The sequence below is a fragment of the Campylobacter vicugnae genome (assembly GCF_002139875.1).
In the GTDB taxonomy this organism is placed as follows: domain Bacteria; phylum Campylobacterota; class Campylobacteria; order Campylobacterales; family Campylobacteraceae; genus Campylobacter; species Campylobacter vicugnae.
The window spans coordinates 740195-759116 of sequence record NZ_CP018793.1 but is presented as its reverse complement, the minus strand read 5'-3'; the positions used below and the strand labels follow the sequence as shown (position 1 = coordinate 759116).

The window sequence follows — 18922 nt, the reverse complement described above, 5'->3', positions numbered from 1 at the left end:
ACTTTTTGTAACACATATTATTATTAAGTTAAAATTTGATATAATCTTAGCTTTATTAACAAAAAAGAGCAATTTATGAACAATTTATTAAATTCACTTAATGAAAATCAAAAGATAGCCGCCACTCATATAGATGGTCCAATGCTAATCCTAGCTGGGGCTGGAAGCGGCAAGACAAAAACTATAACCTCGCGTCTAGCTTATTTAATAAGCCAAGTAGGCATAGATCCACTAAACACTCTAACACTTACTTTTACTAATAAAGCAGCCTCTACTATGAAGCAGCGTGCTATGGCTATGCTTGGCAATTATAATGCTAATCCTTTGCTTTGCACATTTCATAAATTTGGCTTATTGTTTTTGAAATTTCATATTAATGAACTAGGTAGAAGTAATAACTTTATAATAATCGATACTGATGATAAAAAAAAGATTATAAAAGAGATAGAAAGTGAAGTCCAAACAGCTATAGTAGCAAATGAGATCTCAAAATATAAAAATATGCTTTTGAGTGTAGAGGCTGTGATGGATAGCTCAAAACTAGATACTCAATACTCAAAAACAAATTATGAAAAAATTGCTAAAGCCTATAAGCTATATGAGGAGTATCTAAAGAGTAATAATTTAGTTGATTTTGATGATCTTTTATGCTTGACATATAATATTTTAGCTAATAATCCTACTTTAAGTAGTCAAATTTCAGATAGATATAAATATATAATGGTTGATGAGTATCAAGATACTAATGATTTACAATACAAGTTACTTCGCCAACTATGCTATAATCATCAAAACTTAGTAGTAGTAGGAGATGATGACCAAAGTATCTATGGCTGGAGAGGTGCAAGGATAGAAAATATATTAAATTTCAAAGATCAATTTAATGATGTTAAATTGATTAAATTAGAGACTAACTATCGCTCTACTCCTTCAATCTTAAAAGCAGCCAATGAGCTAATAGATCACAACAGATCAAGGCTAGGCAAAAGCTTAGTAAGTCAGTTGCTAGATGAGAATCCTATAGAGATTTTAGAGCATAGCGATGAAAATGCAGAAGCTAAAAACATTGCTACAAAAATAAATAAACTTCTTGCAAGTGGAGTATCAGCAAGTCAAATTGCAATTTTATATAGAGTAAATGCGCTCTCAAGAAGCTTAGAAGATGGATTAAATAAGGCTAGAATTCCATATAAAATGGTTGGCGGGGTCAAATTCTACGAAAGAGCTGAGATAAAAGATGTTATAAGCTATCTAAGGCTGATTTTAAATCCAAATGATGATTTTTCACTCACTCGCATTATTAATCGTCCAAAACGAGGCCTAGGCAAGGTAAGTTTAGCTAAACTAGAAAAATTTGCTTTTGATAACAAAGCTTCGCTATACAATGCAATATATATGGCTAGTGAAGATGTATTAAGCAAAAAGCTAAGCCAAACATTAATCCAGCTAGCAGATAGCATCAAAGAGCTTTCTACTTTAGCTCCATATGATTTAATAAGCAAATTTGATTCTACATTTGGGATTAAGGCATATTATGAGAGTTTGCCAGATGGTGCTGAAAGAGTAATTAATATAGATGAGTTTTATGCTTTATTAAAAGATCATATATTAAATACTCCTGAATTTGATTTAGAGGAGTTTTTAAACGAGCTTGCACTTGAGAGCGAACAAGATAGAATTAGTGATGATGCTATATCTATTATGAGCGTTCATGCTAGCAAGGGACTTGAGTTTGAACATCTTTTTGTTATTGGGCTTGAGGAGGGATTTTTTCCATTGCTTGGCGATGGAAGCGATATAGAAGAAGAAAGACGCCTAGCATATGTAGCTATTACAAGGGCTAAAAAAGGATTAAATTTATCATACTCAAATTCAAGATTTTATAAAGGTCAAAGAACCAAGTTAAATAGATCAAGATTTTTAAGCGAAGCTGGATTGTGTGAAGGTTCGCTTAAAATTGAAAGCCAAAATGAGTTTAAAAAAGGGGATTTAATCAAGCATAAAATATTTGGCATAGGACGCGTAATAGAAGTAACAAAGATTAAAAATGAATTTAAATTAAAAATAAATTTTGGTGGAAATATAAAAGATATAATGTCATCATTTGTAGAGAAAGTTATATGAATAGACTATTTGTAGCATACAAACCAAAAGGAGTGGTCTCAAACCACTTTTTAAGTCAGCTTAAGCGTAAATATGGAGTAAAAAAGGCTGGATTTTCTGGCATTTTAGACCCTTTTGCAAGTGGTTGCTTAATTGTAGCATTTGGGGCATATACAAAACTTTTTAACTACTTAAACATAGAACCTAAAATTTATAGAGCTACACTTTGGCTAGGGGCTAGTTCAAATAGCGGGGATAATGAAAATATCAACCAAATTCACCTTCCACCTACCATAGATGAAGCACAGATAAAAAACGCTTTACAAAATCTTCAAGGCAAAATAAACTACACACCACCAAAATTTAGCGCTAAAAAAATTGATGGTAAAAGAGCTTATGAACTAGCTAGAGCTGGGAGTGAATTTGAGTTAAAAGAGTGCCAAATGGAGGTTTTTAGCACCAAATTTATAAACTATTGCCACCCATTTATCACATTTGATATAGCAGTTTCAGCTGGATCGTATATACGCTCTTATGCACAAATTCTAGCAAAAAATTTAGGATTAATAGGTACATTAAGTGCGCTTGAAAGAATCAGTGAAGGAAAATTTAAATTTCAAAACGAAACTCCGCTAAATCCACTTGAATATTTAAATTTAAAATCAAATAGCTATAAAGGCGATATCTTAGATATAGTTTTAGGTAAAAAACTCAAAGCTTATGATTTTAATAATAGCAATGATGGAGAATATCTTATAGAGTATGATAATGCTTTTAGCATAATTAAGATAGAAAATCAAGAGGTAAAATATGCAATTAACAGGATGGAAAAATGCTCGTATTAACAAGAAAAGCAACAGAATCAATACAGATTGGCGATGATATTGAGATTAAGATTCTTAGCACCAATAATCACACAGTAAAAATAGCAATAGAAGCTCCAAAAGATGTGTTAATTTTGCGTAAAGAGTTAGTAAAAGAAGTAGCCGATACAAACGCAGCATCTAGCACACCAAAACAAAATTTATTAGAAATGCTTGCTAAAAAGATATTTAAATGAAAAGCTATGCTAAGATAAATATCTTTTTAAAGATTGTTGGATTTCGTGGGAATTATCATGAGCTTAAATCTAGATTTATACTCTATAAAGAGCTATATGATGAGATTGATTTAGTTGATAGAATTGGTGATGGGCTTATCATTAATAATCCTTTTGATGATAATATAATCTTTAAAGTTTATAATTTTTTAGAAAATTTAGGTTTTGCTAATGAACTTGGTGAATTTTTCAAAAATCATCAAGTAAAATTGATTAAAAATATCCCTGCTGGCGGTGGATTGGGCGGCGGAAGCAGTAATGCTGCAGCATTTTTACACCTTGTTAATGATAGATTAAATTTAAATCTCTCTAAAGATAAATTGATGCAAATAGCACATAATATTGGTGCTGATGTAGCATTTTTTGTAAGTAAATTTGACTCTGCTAATGTAAGTGGCATTGGTGAGATTGTAGAAGAATTTGATGATGATATACCAAATTTAGATATTATCACTAGCCCTATTTTTTGCTCTACTCCAAAAGTATTTACGCAGTATAGAGCTAAATTTAAAGGTTTTGATACAGATTTAGCTAGCAAACTTTGTTTGATGAAAAGTAGCCAAATTCTATCTACTTATTCAAATATAGAGTTAAATGATCTATTAAAACCATCTCAAGAGATATACAGTGAGCTAAAAATAGCAAGTAATGAGTTTTTAAGCGGAAGTGGAAGTAGTAAATTTAAACTAAAAATTTAATATAAACAAGTAAAATATATAAAACCAAACTAAAAGGAAAAATATGAAAGTACTATTAATAAAAGATGTAAAAGGACTAGGCAAGGCTGGTGAAGTAAAAGAGGTAAAAGATGGCTATGGCAATAACTTCTTAATAGGTAAAGGTTTAGCAAAAGCTGCAACCGATGCTGTGCTAAGACAATGGGAAGCAGCCAAAAGAAATGAAGCCCAAATTAAAGAGTATGAGATTAGCCAAAATGAAAAGCTAAAAGATGAATTAGCTGGAGTTAAAATCACTATAAAAACAAAATTAGGAGCTAACGGAACTCCATTTGGTAGTATAACAAAAGATGAGATAGCAAAAGCATTAAAAGACCAAAAAGGCTATGAAATAGATAAAAAATCTCTAGAATGTGATAATATAAAAGCACTTGGTGAGCACGAAATATCAATCAAACTAACTCACCAAATTCATGCTAAATTTAAAATAGAAGTAGTAGGTGAATAATGTTTCATGCTACTACTATACTAGCTTATAGAGGCAAAGATGCTGCTGTCATAGGTGGAGATGGACAGGTTAGCTTTGGTTCTACTATTTTAAAAGGCAATGCTGTAAAGATTAGAAAGCTTTATGGAGGTAAAATTTTAGCCGGATTTGCTGGATCAACTGCTGATGCGTTTAATCTTTTTGATATGTTTGAAAGAATCCTTGAAGGTGTCAAGGGTGATTTACTTAAGGCTGTAATTGAATTTAGCAAAGAGTGGAGAAAAGATAAAGTGCTAAGAAAATTAGAGGCTATGATGCTAGTACTCAATCGTGATCATATATTTTTACTAAGTGGAACTGGAGATGTAGTAGAACCAGAAGATGGCAAGATAGCAGCCATCGGAAGTGGTGGCAATTATGCACTCTCAGCTGCTAGGGCTTTAGATAAATTTGGATCTCTTAGTAGCGAAGAATTAGTAAAAGAGAGTTTAAAAATAGCCGGAGAGATCTGTATATATACCAATACAAACATAAAGACTTATACATTAATGGATTAAAATATGAACTTAACACCAAAAGATATTGTAAAATTTCTAGATGACTATGTAATTGGTCAAAACGATGCTAAAAAAATTATTGCTATTGCTTTACGCAATCGTTATAGGCGTATGCAATTACCAGCTAATATTCAAGATGATATAGTGCCTAAAAATATATTAATGATAGGCTCAACAGGCGTAGGTAAAACAGAGATTGCGAGACGTCTTTCAAAACTTTTTGGCTTGCCATTTATCAAGGTTGAAGCCAGTAAATATACTGAAGTTGGCTTTGTTGGTAGAGATGTAGAATCTATGATTAGAGATCTTGCAATGGCAGCTTTAAATTTAGTAAAGCAAGAACATAGAGATAAAAATAGTGATAAAATAGAAGAGTATATAGAGAAAAAAATCTTAGAAAAGCTTCTTCCGCCACTCCCAAATGGTGCAACTGATGAGAAAAAAGAGCAATACCAAATCAGCTATGATAAGATGAAGCAAAAGTTAAAAGATGGCAAGCTTGATGACCTTACTATTGAGCTAGAAATCGACCAAGCAAGCTTTGAGGCTGGGTCAAATTTACCACCTGATATGGCTGCTATGCAAGAAAGCTTTATAAAAGTAATTGGAATTACAAATAAAAAAGTTAAAAAAGAACTAAAAGTAAAAGATGCAAAAGAAAGCCTAAAAAACGAAGCTAGTGAAAAAATTCTAGATATGGAAAGTATTAAAGCCGAAGCATTAAGAAGAGCTCAAAATGAAGGTATAATATTCATTGATGAGATTGACAAAGTAGCTGTAAGTAGCTCTGGCGCAACTCGTCAAGACCCTAGCAAAGAAGGCGTTCAAAGAGATCTTTTACCTATTGTAGAAGGTAGTGATGTATCTACTAAATTTGGAACTATTAAAACTGATCATATACTATTTATAGCTGCTGGTGCATTTCACATATCCAAACCAAGCGATCTAATTCCTGAGCTTCAAGGTAGATTCCCACTGCGTGTAAATCTTGATAGCTTAGATGAAGATGCTCTATATGAGATTCTAACAAAACCTAAAAATTCACTCCTAAATCAATATAAGGCGCTATTGAGCGTAGAGGAAGTCGAGCTTGAGTTTAATGATGATGCACTAAGACAAATTGCTAAACTTACTCAAAGTACTAATCAAAAAGTAGAAGATATCGGAGCTAGAAGACTTCATACTGTGATTGAAAAACTACTTGAGGATATTAGCTTTAATGCTGATGAATATAAAGGCCAGAAATTCATCATAACCAAAGAGTTAGTAGATGAAAAATTAGGGCAAATTTGCCAAGATGAAGATAGAGCAAAATATATACTATGAGAAGTGGATTTGTAACTTTAATTGGTAGAACAAATGCTGGTAAAAGCAGCCTTTTAAACTACTTACTAGACCAAAAAATATCAATGGTCTCACATAAGCAAAATGCTACAAGACGCAAAATTTTAGGCATTGTAATGAACGGGCAAGACCAAGCAATCTTTATAGATACGCCAGGACTTCATGATAGCACTAAAACTCTAAATAAGCTAATGGTTCAAAGCGCTATTAAATCTTTAGGCGATGCAGATGCAGTAGTATTTGTAGCTAGTATTTTTGATAGTTTAGAAAATTATGAAAAGTTTTTAAGCTTAAATACTACTTTACCTCATATAATCGCACTTACAAAGATAGATGAGGCCGATGAGAATAAGCTATTTAAAAAGCTAAATGAGTATCAAAAATACTCAAATAATTTTCAAGCTATAGTTCCAATAACTATTAAAAAACAAGCCTATAGAAAGATATTTTTAGATGCTCTTACTCCATTACTTCCAGAACATCCTTACTACTATGACCCTGAGTTTATCACCTCAACAAATGAAAAAGATATTTATAGAGATTTTATATTAGAGGCTATATTTGAGTGTGTTAGTCAGGAGGTGCCATATAGTTCTGATGCGATTGTATCAAAGGTAAGACAAAAGAGCGATATCTTAGAAATCGAGGCTAAAATCATAACAGATAATACCCACCATAAGGCAATTTTAATAGGCAAAAATGGTGCTACTATTAAGCGAATCGGGATTGTAGCTCGCAAAATTATAAGTGAATTTAATAATCAAAAAGTATTTATTAAATTAAATGTAGAAGTTGATAAAAACTGGCATACCAATGAAAATAGCATTAAAAAATATTTAGATTTAAAAGGAAATTAAGATGGCTTTTGAGAGAGTTTTGCAAGCTATAGATGATATAAAAAATGGCAAAATGATAGTCATGGTAGATGATGAAGATAGGGAAAATGAGGGTGATATAGTATTTGCTGCAGCCTTTAGCGATGTACAAAAAGTCAATTTTATGATCACTCACGCTAGAGGTGTTTTATGCACTCCACTTAGCAAAGAGCTAGCTGATAAATTTGATCTTTATCCAATGGTTGGAGCAAATACAAGTTACCATGAGACAGCATTTACTATTAGCATTGATGCTAAAAAGGCGACCACTGGAGTAAGCGCATATGAAAGAGATATGACAATTAAAATGTTAGTAGATAGTGCTACAAAGGCTGATGATTTTGTCCGTCCAGGTCATATATTTCCACTAATTGCTAAAAGTGGCGGAGTTTTAGAGCGCACAGGCCATACTGAAGGTAGCATAGATCTATGCAGATTAGCCGGTCTTGCTCCAGTATCTGTAATCTGTGAGATAGTAAATGATGATGGCACGATGGCTAGACGCGATGATTTAGAAAAATTCTGCGATAAATTTAATCTAAATATGGTAAGCATAGCTGAGATTATAGAGTATCGCCTTCATCATGAAAAATTAATTAGTGTTGATGAGCTAGGAGAGTCGCAAATAGCTGGTAAAAAAGCAATCAAATACAGCATAATAGATCACCTTGGAAATAAGCATTACGCCTTTATTTTTGGTCAAATAGCTTCTAAAACAAATGTAAAATTTCATAAGATAAAAGATGATATAGAGCTTTTAAATTCATATAAATTTAATGAATTTTTATCTCACATAGAGCTGCTAGAGAGCGAAGGTGGAATACTGATATTTTTAGCCGGCAATGAAGATGATAGCGGACTTATTAAAAACTATGGCATAGGAGCTCAAATTTTAAAATACTTCGGTGCTAGCGATATTGAGATTTTAAGTTCGAGCGAATCTAAAGAGTTTGTCGCCATCAAGGGTTTTGGATTAAATATCATCGGTCAAAAAGGCTAAAAATTGCATAGAGTTAAATAAATTTAACTCTATGGGCATAAAATAGTTTATAGTTATCTTTTGATATGCAATACTTAATTTTTATGCATTTTTTTAATTTTTTCTATATCTAACAATAACTTTATATATCCACCTTTATACCAATTTTTACTAGCTTCTATCATAGCCTCTCCAAGTTTGTATGTTAGGCACTCTTTTTCTTTTAGAGCTTCATTGTAATCTGGATATGACTCTAGTGGTGGGAGTTTTAAGCTTGGATTAGCTTTAATTTTTTCATTATAGGCTATTTGTTCTTTTTTATGTTCTTTTCTAATATTTGCAAGGATAAAAGGTATTTTTATATATCCCCATATACTCTTAGAGTTTTCTATCATGGCATGGCCGAGCTTATAAGAGAGTTGGTTTTTAATGCGAAATTGGGCATTATTATTGCTTCTATCATTTTGCTGCTCCATATATATATTATTTTGATCGATTAGATTTTTCATTTGATCAAAAAATGCAATACAAGCATCAATCTGCTCTTTATTTAGCTTAGATTTTTTAATATCGATTTGCAATTCTTGATCAAAATTTGGTAAATAGGATATATGATATTTCATCTCTGTAGGCGCTTGTAATCTTATTTGAATAGGGTTTAAATTATTCAGCATAACCCAATTTGTAAGCATTCCATGAACTCCACCCATATTAGCTATATTTAAAAAATAATTAAAATTCTGTCTTTTATTAAAATCATAGATGCTAAAAAACTTTAACATTTCATCTCTGCAACCATAAAAAGCATTATCACCAACATATCCAAGAGCTAAACTACCGAGAGCTATTTCATTTGGTTTGACTTTTAGCAATTCACTTATGTGCAATGGTTTTGGGGTAGCATCTGGCCTAATTCTAATAATATAATCGTATTGAAAATGATGTTTCTTTTCATAATTTCTAATTATTTGACAACACTTATCAAGCAAGTAAAATTGTTTGCATACATTTGTAAAATAAACATCAAAATGATTATCTAATTGATCTTTTGTGATGTTTTTAATCTTGTTTATATATCTATCTACAATATCTCTTTGAAAATCTTCGTCATTTTCCAATATAGCATCCTTAATAATGCTATTATATTTTAAAAATTGATTTTTATTTAAAGATTCATTATACTCTTGATTTAATACTGCAAAAACATTTGGGAAATGTTGACGAAGTTTGGCTTTATTATTTATAAAATCAGGACAATTATTTTTTATGCTTGCGAAATTTCTATCTACATAATTACCTCCAGCTCCACCAAGTCCTGGATAGCAAAATACCTTATCCCATGAAGAAATAAATATATCTGCATTAATATATTCAGCCAAGTTTATGGCTGCTCTTAAACAATGTTTATAATGTCCCCTAAAAGCTCCAACTATCATGATGGCAACTTTGATATCTTTTGAACAATAATTATTATATATTTGACTGAATCTTTTATAGTAAATTTTTGAGCCAACATTATTAATGAATTTTGATTTTAAAATACTAGTTATATCGCCTCTAGCTCTTACAAAATAATTCCATTCATTAAGACTTTCAAAATATTCAAACATCTCAACAAAAATAAATATAATAGAATTTCTACTATATTTATCAAAATTAACACGGATATTATCTAAAAATTTAATAGCTTCATCTATAGATAGTATTTTATTGTTGATTTTATAATTAATGGTATAGAGTTCTATAATTTCTTTAGGAATTTTAGAAAATATATTGTTATTAGTTATTGAACTTATCTTGCTTTTTGTTAGATTTTTGAGTATATCATAATCTACCCCCCCCATATTTTCTTTCTCGAATTGATGCTTTAAATTTGAATTATGCAAATATGAGACCAACTCATTTAACAATCCACATTCAAGCAACATATTTTGATAATAAACCGAATGTTTTTCTTGGCACAATTCTAATGCTGACCATATATCAAAATTATCAATTAAACTATAAATTTCTTTCATTGTAATCTTCCTATTGTTAAACCAATCTCTCATACTCTTGCGGGGTGCCACAAAATATAATATCATCTATTTTTATTTTAAAATATTTAACAATTTTACCTTGAGCAATAAGTTCATTATATAAAGGTGCAATATAAAATTCACCTTTATCTCTTTTATCGGTTTCAAATGATTTTTTAAATATATTAATAAAATCATTTGCTGAACCAAAATAATATAAACCACTACTGCAAAGAGAGGAAATTCTATCTTTTTCGGTTGTTTTAGCCACATCATCTATACCTTTTGGCATTACAAAACTCCATTGATCTCCTTCACCTTCAAAAACTTCTAAATATCCATCAATTTTTGAAATATCAAAAGTATTTGGCAAAGTAAAATTTGGGCGAAAAGTATCTATATTAAATATCAAAATACTATCGTTTAAGTTTAAATTTGATTTTTGGAGACCTAACTCCACAGTATGCGCCTGGCCTTGGGTTTGAAATTCTAATTCAACCATATTATAAAATCTTAAACCCATATTTTTACACTCTTTTTTTATAAAAGTTTTTGTATTTTTAATATTTCTATATATAAATAAAAATTGACAATTATCAAAATATTTATTAAAACTATTAACAACATGGTAAAATACAGATTTTCCATTAATATCAAGCATATATTTAGGTAGCTCATAACCAGCTTTTGCAAAACGACTACTTAATCCAGCCATAGGAAATATTATAATCAAAACTTTAGCTCCTTAAATTTAAAAAATCTCTATACAATCTAAATGCATTTGCAAATAAAGCCATTTGTCTATTCTTATTATCAGAATGTAATGGAAGCATGGATAAAAATAGATGAATTGTAATCGCATAAAGTTCTTTTTTATTACTTTTGCAAAATATATTTAAAAATTCATCTTGTATTGAACTAATTGAACTTGGAGCTTTGATATAAAAATTAATTCTATTATCTATTATATCTAACTCATAATATTCAGCAATAATAAAATCATATAAACCTATACAAGAATGAAAAAGCTTGGCGTAATCGTATCTAGCATCACCAAAAGGAGTTATATTGCCATCAAAATCTATTCCTCTAGGATCAAATGTTTTAATATCTTCAGATTTAAAATCATACATAATATTGCTAAAACAAAAATCACCGTGAATAAATGAATGAGCCAAATTTGGTTTAATTGCTAAATTTAGATCTTTTAACATTTGGTCTAGCGATATCTCAATATCTTTAAATTTCCATATTGTTTTCATATCAAAATCTTTGTCACATATAAAATCTTGAAGCCTATATATAGTTTTTGTTAAAAAATCAAATTTACTTTCTTTATCTGATTGATAAAAATGCAATTGAGTTAGAAAATTATTAAGAGTATTAAATATCTTTTTCCAAACAAAACTTGATAATTTGCCAAATACAAAAAGTTCTGAAAGCGTATTTAAATAAAGATATTCAGTTTTATATGAATTTATATCTAAAGCAATAAATCTAGGCAATTTTAAGTCCAATAGCGATGGAAAATTTTTAAACCAATTAATTTCTCCTTGTATTTTTAATTGCATATCTGAACTTTTAATAAAATATCCATTTTCTTTTTTTAGATCATTAAAAGCCCTTTGAGTTGTGATATTTTTTTTGAAATGAAAATAACTAGTCACTGATCCCAAATCTATCCAATTATGATTTTCTACTATTGTAAAAGGATATTGTTTTGAGTAGAGTTTCAATCCCTGAGTATATGAAAAATTTGATTTTAAAATTGATTTAATAAAATCATATGGTTTAACAATTTCAAAATATCCAGATAACACTGTATTATCGTTATAGATAAAATTATTATTAAAATAATAATCTTTACTTAAAAATTCCCAATCATAATTATTCTCTATTTGACTTACAACTAAACAATTTTCATAAAATTCTAAATTATTAAAATATGTATCCCCATGTAAAATACGAATATTTTCATTGAGTGGCATTAACATATTTAAACAATATATTATAGACTCACCAAGACTTATATTGTCTGGCACAAAAATTATATCTACAGATAATTGTTTTAATCTATCTTTGTCAGCTTGTTCTAACGCAAAACTTTGTGGTAAAGACAAAACTATTTTTTCGTTTAAAGAATTAAATAATTTAACTTGATATTCGTATAATCTTTTATTGCCAATTGGCACAAATGCTGGAGGAAGTTTTCCTAATTCTATTTGAAATTCTATGGGAAGATATTTGGCAGATGTAATCAATATCATTGATTATACCCCCCCCCAATTTTACTTCTTTACTTGAGGAAATTCCTAATAAATCCCTTATCTCATTGTAGCTTAAATTAGCAAATTCATTTGGTCTTATAGCTCTATCATCAATATAAAATCCATCATTTCCGCACCAAGGCTTACCAACTACAACTTCATCATACGGCACATCATGTTGATCAAGCCATTTTATAATAGTTGGTAATGTTTTCACATTGATCTGACCTATATTACCACTATATGTTTTCATATTACGACTTGTAAATATAGTGATTTTAAATCCCATTGCTTTATATTTTTTTAATTGATTAATAATCTCTACATTTGCTGGCTTACATTTATAATCAGATTCATCATCTATAGTAAGTGTTCCATCTAAATCTATTACTATATTCTTCATTACGACCCTAACATTGTAATTTATTATAAAATTCTATACACAATTGTATAATAAATTACCTTAAACTATTAATTACAACCTACTTCTTCTTTGGTCTAAACACTTTCATAATATTCTCATCACATTCAATATAAGCTGCACCGATTAGATCTAAACAATATGGAATAGCTGGAAAAATAGGCTCTAAACACTCCTTTATCGCTTTTGGTTGGCCTGGTAAATTTACTATTAAAGTCTTATTTTTTATACCAGCACTTTGTCGTGACAATATAGCAGTAAGTACATATTTTAAGCTAACTGAACGCATTAATTCGCCAAATCCTGGTAGCATTTTTTCACATACAGCTTCAGTCGCTTCAGGTGTTACATCTCTAGGTGCTGGCCCTGTCCCACCAGTGGTAAATACTATATCGCAACCCTCTTTGCACATATCTTCTAAGCTAGATACTATCATATCATATTCATCAGGAATAACCTTATAAATAAACTCTAAATCCCCTATTATCCACTCTTTTAATATTTTTTGTATCGCTATACCACTCTCATCAGCATAAACTCCAGCACTTGCTCTATCGCTTAGTGTTAATACTCCTATTTTAGCCATTATTTATCCTTTTTATTATCATTATTACATCTGATTTGCTAGCAGATTCATTTTCTATTAAGAACTTTGCAAGAGACTCTATCTCAGCTCTCATCTTAACTACCAACTCATCTACTTCTATACGAATCTGTTCTAAAAGTAATCCTGGCTCGTCATCATTAGGCTTAATCCTTGCACCCATACCATAATCCATTACTAGCTCTTTAGCAATATTTTTTGCCTGTTTTAAATCATCTTTAGAGTTAGTATATAATTCACCAGCTATTAAATCCAATGCCGAAATTCCAGCCAAATGCACCTTTATAAGGCCTAAAAGATCAGTTTTTGAACTTAAAAATGAATCACCTAAACCAAATTTATCATTTAAAAGTGAAATTTGATTAAAATTAATACCGCAAAACTCAGCCATTAAAGCCTTAGCTGATTGATATATGGCTTGAATTTGCTTCTCATTTTGACTTAGACTATGTATGCGCTTTTTACCATCAATTACCCTATTTTCTACTGCTTTAAAATCATCATTTGTGATAATTTCTCTTCCGTTTCGTAGGGCATTTATAGCAGCTTCATTAACTAAAGTAGCAAGTGCTGCACCGCTAAATCCAGTTGTACTTCTAGCTACTAAATCTATATCTACATTATGTCTTTTATCTTGCAAATATATATTTAATATATCACTTCTATCGGTTATATCAGGAAGACTTACAAATATTCTTCTATCAAATCTTCCACTTCTTAATAAAGCCTCATCTATCATTTCTATCTTATTTGTTGCAGCAATTACTATTACGCCGCTACTACTTAAAAATCCATCCATCTCTGTAAGGAGCTGATTTAGCGTAGCTTCTCTTTCATCGCTTCTGTTGCCACCACGTGCCTTACCAACAGCATCAATCTCATCAATAAAAATTATACTTGGAGCATAACTTTTAGCCATACTAAAAAGCTCTCTGACACGCTTAGCACCCATTCCAGCATAAATTTGGACGAAATTTGCTCCACTTTGATAGAAAAATGGCACATTTGCCTCTCCAGCTACAGCTTTAGCTATTAAGGTTTTGCCTACACCAGGAGGCCCGACCATTAAAAGACCTTTTGGCATTTTTATGCCTAGGTTTGTATATCGGCTTGGATTTTTAAGAAAATCAACTATCTCAATTAGCTCACTTTTAACCTCGCTTATACCGGCTACATCATCAAAAGATATATTTGATACTACAGGAGTAATTTGACTAGAAATATTATCAAGTGGCTGTTCTGGTTTATTTTTTGATTTTGAAATTTCTTTAAATGGAATAAATTTAAAAATTATAAAAGAGATAAAGCCAAATAAAACCAAAATCAAAATAATCCATATAAATGAATAATCACTACTCATCTCCACAGCAACTTTTTGACCTAATTCATTTAAATTTATCATCTCTTTTGGAAGGATAAAATTTCCATTTTGTGTCTTAATAATAATCTCATTATTATCTATTATAGCGTTTTGAATTGCACCAGCTTGAAGGTAATTATCATATTCTAATAGAGTAATTTTACTTGGCATAGAACGAAATATTGCTATTACAAAAAGTAAAAATAAAACTCCACTAGCTACTGCTATGGCTGATTTTTTACTAAATTTGGGTAGTTTAATCTGATTAAATTTGAGCATAGTTAAATTCCTGCATAATATCATAATTAGTAATATTTATCCACTCTTTTGATATATTTTTACTACTTTTAATTTTTATCTTATTATAATATTGATCCCAACCCTCATATATATCATCGCCACAGCTTTTTTCTACTAATACTTCTAAAGATTTATGTGCGTTATTTTGCCTAAATTTAATATTATTTTGAGATACTATATTTTGAAGAGTTTTTAATCTCTCTTTGGCAATTTGTGGGCTTACATCTATACTCATACTTGCTGATTTGGTTCCATTTCGCGGACTAAAGATAAAAGCGTGAATATGTGTAAGAGGAAATTTGATAAAATTCTCCACAGCCTCACTCCATATCTTCTTACTCTCGCCTGGATGAGCTACGATAAAATCGGTCCCTAATGCAAACCCCATTGAGCTTAGCTCACAAAATAGATCTAAATCTCTTAAGGCTCTATTTCTTCTATTCATTATAGTAAGCATTTCTTGGCTAGTATGCTGAAGTGCTATATGCAGGTGTCTTTCTAACCATGGCTCGCTTAAAATTTCTCTAAAACTATCATCGATCTGGCTAGGTTCTATACTGCCTAAGCGAATTCGCTTTATGCCATTAATCTTACCTAAATTTGCTATAAGCTTACCAAGAGTTGTATTATTTCCCTTGCCGTAGCTACCGATATTTGTACCAGTTAATACTATCTCGCTATAGCCATTACTTGCTAAAATTTTAGCCTCTTTTAATATTATATTCTCATCTATACTTCTACTAAATCCCCTAACACTTGGAATAATACAGTAGCTACAAGCAAAATCACATCCTTCTTGAATTTTAATAAAAGCTTTAGTATGATTTTCATAGTTACTTACTATATTTTTATCGATGAAATTTAGATCTCCTAGCTCATAAAACGGCTCACTCTTACCTAGCATTTCATCGATTTTACTCTTATTGCTAGCGCCAAGAACTCCAAAAATAGCTGAACTTTTAAATAATTCATCACCTTTGCTAACTGCCCCACAACCAGTTAAGATTACTTTTTTGCCGCTATTACGCATACTATTTATATAGTTTCTTACTCCGCTATCTGCACCATTTGTAACAGTGCAAGAATTTACCACTATAATATCAGCGATATTATCATCATTAACTATTTCATAATTTTTAACATAACTTTTTAAAAGCTCAGTATCATAGATATTTGTTCGACATCCAAATGTTTTAAAATATACTTTCAATCTAAATTTTCCTTATATAATTCTAATTGTTGTTCGATTTTACCAGTATGTCTTCCCATAAATAGCGTCTGAGTCGGATAAGCGATTTTGATATCGCTCTCTGCATTTAATGCCTCTATAATCTCAGCGCTAATAGTACTACGAAGAGCTAATGTGCCATAAGAATTATTCATATACCAAACACTAATATTTATACCATATGGTTCAAAAAAACTAAATATTCTAGGCTCAACATTTGTATTTTTGATATTATATTGATCTCTAAGCTTATTCATCTGTTGTTTAGCTATATCAGTATAGCCTTTTGAATACTTTCTTGCTATATTTTTAATTATATGCATTGCTTTTTTATGATTACTATCAAAGCTTAGCATTATATCAATTCCATCCCATACAGTTTTCATTCCACTATGAGTGTAATTAGCAATTAACTCTGTAAATATATAGTTATTTGGTATAAATATAATTCTACCACTTCTACGATTTAGTTTATATGTAGTAAGCGTAATATCTTCATATATAGTCATTCTAAGTAGGCTAATATCAATTATATCGCCAACATAATCTCCATTTTGATATCTTACACGAATTCTATCACCTACATGGAATGTTCCGCCAAATATGATAACACTCCAGCCAAGAAGACTCATAAACATATCTTTCATCGCAATTGCAAGACCAGCCGAAGCAAAACCAAGAATCGTAACCATATAGCTAACATTTTCTATATATGCAAAAAGTAAGATAAAAATTATGATTGTAAAATTAATAACATTTATAAATTTATTTATAGTATAAAATTTTTGATTATCAGTTACATATCTTTTAGCTGTAAATTTAAGCAAAAATCCAATCAAAATTACAATAATAATAGTAAAAAATATAGTCAAAGTCTCTTTAATTTGAGATGTAAGACTATCTGTAGCTCTGCTAATTGCCTCATCAAGTCTTGCTTGATATACGCCAAATGTAGTCGTAGCAATCTCTTTGGCAATATTAAATTCGCCCAATGTTCTATTTATTTCAACTAAATTTGTATAATTTATCGTTGTTTTATTGATATCATAAATTTCTTGAAGTAAATTTTGCTTTTTACTTAAAATATCTATAGCAACCTCAAGCTGAGCTAAGCGACTATAATATTCAGCTTTTTCTCCTTTTAATCGTTTAAGATAAGAAAATCCACCAATAATAGCAATTGGATTAGTTATCTTATACTCCTCTTCTATCTCAGGTACAGCTAGCATACTTTGAAATGGCGATTTTTCATACTCTTTTAATAACTCAATTTGCTCTTTTAAACTAGCTACTCTGTTATTTATCTCATCACTATTTTGAGTAGATTTATTCTTGTCATTTAACTGATTTTGAGCTTGTTGTAGTTCTAAAAGCAAATTTTGATATGTATTATAATTGGCATATTTTATAAGCCAGATATTACCCTTTAATGTTGTATCTAATCTATTTATATTATCATTTAATATAGCAATTTGAGAGTTATTAGCCATCAAAGAGATAGCAAATAATAGTAAAATCCAAATAATTTTACTCATTTAAATAGCCTTAAAACTTCAATTACTTGCTCTTTTGATATATCGTTTTTAATTAAATTTGCACCAATTCCATTTGGCAAAATAAACTTAATAACGCTATTTTCACTCTTTTTATCTAGAGTAAATGCATCATAAAATGCATATTCATCTTTAATTTTATATGTTGTTGGTAGATTAAATTTAATTAACAAATTCTCTATCCTATCAACATCTCTTACGCTTAATAATCCTAAATTTAAAGCCAATTTATTTGCCATATTCATACCTACAGCTACAGCTTCACCGTGCAATAATCCTTTGTAATTTAGCTCATTTTCTATCACATGAGCAAACGTATGGCCATAGTTTAATACCGCTCTTAGACCTTTTTCACGCTCATCTTGGCTTACTATCATAGCTTTTAACTCTACACATCTTTGGATAATTTTAGTTAGATCGTGTTGATTTTGCACATCGCACTTTTCAAAAAACTCAAAAAACTTCTCATCAAACATAACTGCCATCTTAATTGCCTCAGCAATTCCAGCAGCAAATTCACGCTTTGGTAGTGTCTTTAAAAATCTACTCTCACAATAAACTGCCTTTGGCTGATAAAAACTACCAATTAAATTTTTACCAAATTTATTATTTACACCAGTTTTGCCACCTACACTTGCATCAACTTGAGCTAAAAGAGTAGTAGGAATAGTAATAAAATCAATCCCGCGTTCATAAATACTAGCGACAAATCCACTCATATCGCTTACCACTCCACCGCCAAGAGCGATTATGGTACTAGAACGATCCAATCTACTTACAAAAAGCTGTTCTAAGATATTTTCAATCGTGGCTAAATTTTTATACTCCTCCCCGTCTGGAATAGTAATAGTATATTTTTCATCAGCTTCAATAAGTGATAAAATCTCAGCCAGATATAATCCACCAACTTTTGAATTTGTAATAACAGCAACTTTACCATTAAATTTAAGCCTTCTAAGCTCATCTATATATACTTTATAGCTATTTTTGTCTAAATTTATATCAATTTGCATATTTTATCCTTTTTATGATTTTATCCAACTCATTTTA

The 18922-nt window shown here is 30.2% G+C and carries 18 protein-coding genes; 9 read left to right on the top strand and 9 right to left on the bottom strand.

Going from position 1 to position 18922, the window contains the following annotated elements; all coding sequences use genetic code 11:
* Nucleotides 1-75 precede the first annotated feature (75 nt).
* The 9 genes from CVIC12175_RS03960 to CVIC12175_RS03920 are packed head-to-tail and all read left to right on the top strand — an operon-like array spanning nt 76 to nt 8142.
* A complete protein-coding gene (locus tag CVIC12175_RS03960; protein WP_086256676.1) occupies nt 76-2124 on the top strand; it encodes an ATP-dependent helicase in 2049 nt (682 codons plus the stop codon).
* A complete protein-coding gene (gene truB, locus CVIC12175_RS03955; protein ID WP_086315878.1) occupies nt 2121-2948 on the top strand; it encodes a tRNA pseudouridine(55) synthase TruB in 828 nt (275 codons plus the stop codon). The genes CVIC12175_RS03960 and truB overlap by 4 nt, the downstream gene beginning before the upstream one ends.
* On the top strand, nt 2936-3163 hold the full coding sequence (csrA, locus tag CVIC12175_RS03950; RefSeq protein ID WP_086248331.1) for a carbon storage regulator CsrA: 228 nt from the start codon (nt 2936-2938) through the stop codon (nt 3161-3163). The genes truB and csrA overlap by 13 nt, the downstream gene beginning before the upstream one ends.
* Nucleotides 3160-3900, top strand: coding sequence for a 4-(cytidine 5'-diphospho)-2-C-methyl-D-erythritol kinase (locus tag CVIC12175_RS03945; RefSeq protein WP_086256678.1), 741 nt, complete (start codon nt 3160-3162; stop codon nt 3898-3900). The genes csrA and CVIC12175_RS03945 overlap by 4 nt, the downstream gene beginning before the upstream one ends.
* A gap of 43 nt (nt 3901-3943) precedes the next feature.
* Complete coding sequence (gene rplI, locus CVIC12175_RS03940; RefSeq protein ID WP_086248329.1) at nt 3944-4387, top strand: 50S ribosomal protein L9; 444 nt, start codon at nt 3944-3946, stop codon at nt 4385-4387.
* Nucleotides 4387-4923 carry an ATP-dependent protease subunit HslV gene (hslV, locus tag CVIC12175_RS03935; protein WP_086256679.1) on the top strand — a complete coding sequence of 179 codons (537 nt, stop codon included), beginning with the start codon at nt 4387-4389 and terminating at the stop codon, nt 4921-4923. Before rplI ends, hslV begins: the two co-directional genes overlap by 1 nt.
* Nucleotides 4924-4926: 3 nt before the next feature.
* Nucleotides 4927-6249: an HslU--HslV peptidase ATPase subunit gene (gene hslU, locus CVIC12175_RS03930; RefSeq protein ID WP_086256680.1), complete on the top strand. Its 1323-nt coding sequence runs from the start codon at nt 4927-4929 to the stop codon at nt 6247-6249.
* On the top strand, nt 6246-7124 hold the full coding sequence (gene era / locus CVIC12175_RS03925; RefSeq protein ID WP_086256681.1) for a GTPase Era: 879 nt from the start codon (nt 6246-6248) through the stop codon (nt 7122-7124). Before hslU ends, era begins: the two co-directional genes overlap by 4 nt.
* A gap of 1 nt (nt 7125) precedes the next feature.
* Entirely contained in the window at nt 7126-8142 is a 1017-nt protein-coding gene (locus CVIC12175_RS03920) for a bifunctional 3,4-dihydroxy-2-butanone 4-phosphate synthase/GTP cyclohydrolase II (protein WP_086315877.1), read from the top strand.
* Nucleotides 8143-8216: 74 nt separating this feature from the next.
* Here the strand turns inward: CVIC12175_RS03920 and CVIC12175_RS03915 are convergent, their stop codons facing one another.
* The 9 genes from CVIC12175_RS03915 to aroB form a co-directional block, all read right to left on the bottom strand.
* A complete protein-coding gene (locus CVIC12175_RS03915; protein WP_086315876.1) occupies nt 8217-10139 on the bottom strand; it encodes a hypothetical protein in 1923 nt (640 codons plus the stop codon).
* Nucleotides 10140-10155: 16 nt separating this feature from the next.
* Nucleotides 10156-10872, bottom strand: a complete 717-nt coding sequence (locus tag CVIC12175_RS03910) for a glycosyltransferase family 2 protein (protein ID WP_086302318.1) — start codon at nt 10870-10872, stop codon at nt 10156-10158.
* 4 nt (nt 10873-10876) lie between these two features.
* Nucleotides 10877-12406, bottom strand: a complete 1530-nt coding sequence (locus CVIC12175_RS03905; protein WP_152023633.1) for an aminoglycoside phosphotransferase family protein — start codon at nt 12404-12406, stop codon at nt 10877-10879.
* On the bottom strand, nt 12315-12809 hold the full coding sequence (locus tag CVIC12175_RS03900; protein ID WP_086255268.1) for an HAD-IIIC family phosphatase: 495 nt from the start codon (nt 12807-12809) through the stop codon (nt 12315-12317). Before CVIC12175_RS03900 ends, CVIC12175_RS03905 begins: the two co-directional genes overlap by 92 nt.
* Before the next feature lie 79 nt (nt 12810-12888).
* The gene (mog, locus tag CVIC12175_RS03895; RefSeq protein ID WP_086315874.1) at nt 12889-13416 is read right to left on the bottom strand and encodes a molybdopterin adenylyltransferase; all 528 of its coding nucleotides are present in this window, start codon (nt 13414-13416) and stop codon (nt 12889-12891) included.
* A complete protein-coding gene (locus CVIC12175_RS03890; protein ID WP_086315873.1) occupies nt 13406-15070 on the bottom strand; it encodes an AAA family ATPase in 1665 nt (554 codons plus the stop codon). The genes mog and CVIC12175_RS03890 overlap by 11 nt, the downstream gene beginning before the upstream one ends.
* The gene (mtaB, locus tag CVIC12175_RS03885; protein ID WP_086255271.1) at nt 15057-16301 is read right to left on the bottom strand and encodes a tRNA (N(6)-L-threonylcarbamoyladenosine(37)-C(2))-methylthiotransferase MtaB; all 1245 of its coding nucleotides are present in this window, start codon (nt 16299-16301) and stop codon (nt 15057-15059) included. The genes CVIC12175_RS03890 and mtaB overlap by 14 nt, the downstream gene beginning before the upstream one ends.
* Complete coding sequence (locus CVIC12175_RS03880; protein ID WP_086315872.1) at nt 16298-17854, bottom strand: mechanosensitive ion channel family protein; 1557 nt, start codon at nt 17852-17854, stop codon at nt 16298-16300. The genes mtaB and CVIC12175_RS03880 overlap by 4 nt, the downstream gene beginning before the upstream one ends.
* A complete protein-coding gene (aroB, locus tag CVIC12175_RS03875; protein ID WP_086302324.1) occupies nt 17851-18885 on the bottom strand; it encodes a 3-dehydroquinate synthase in 1035 nt (344 codons plus the stop codon). Before aroB ends, CVIC12175_RS03880 begins: the two co-directional genes overlap by 4 nt.
* Nucleotides 18886-18922: the final 37 nt, after the last annotated feature.